This is a genomic window from Pseudomonas sp. SIMBA_041, assembly GCF_046535095.1.
GTDB classification, from domain to species: domain Bacteria; phylum Pseudomonadota; class Gammaproteobacteria; order Pseudomonadales; family Pseudomonadaceae; genus Aquipseudomonas; species Aquipseudomonas mucoides.
The window spans coordinates 1-275 of the sequence record NZ_JAWRXJ010000261.1 but is presented as its reverse complement, the minus strand read 5'-3'; the positions used below and the strand labels follow the sequence as shown (position 1 = coordinate 275).

Here is a 275-nt window from a genome sequence, read left to right as displayed (position 1 = left end):
CTGGCAAGCCCAGGTAACCACGGGCCACGCCGGCGCCACCGATGTGCAGGTGGCCGACCACGCCCCAGGGCACCGGTTGGTCGTAGGGGTCGAGTACATACAGGCGGGTATTGTCGATGGCGGTGCCAATCGGCAATGCCCCTTGCGGCAGCTCGGCGCCCGGCTCCAGCGTCCAGGCACTGCAATCGACGGTGGTCTCGGTCGGCCCATAAACGTTATGCAGGCGCACACCCGGCAGGCGCTGACGCACCTGGGCGGCCAGGGCTTCGGTCAAC

The 275-nt window shown here is 68.4% G+C and carries 1 protein-coding gene; it reads right to left on the bottom strand.

All coding sequences use genetic code 11. From position 1 onward, the window contains the following. On the bottom strand, positions 1–275 hold a 275-nt coding region (locus SB725_RS31105), incomplete at both ends, for an AMP-binding protein (protein WP_410923250.1).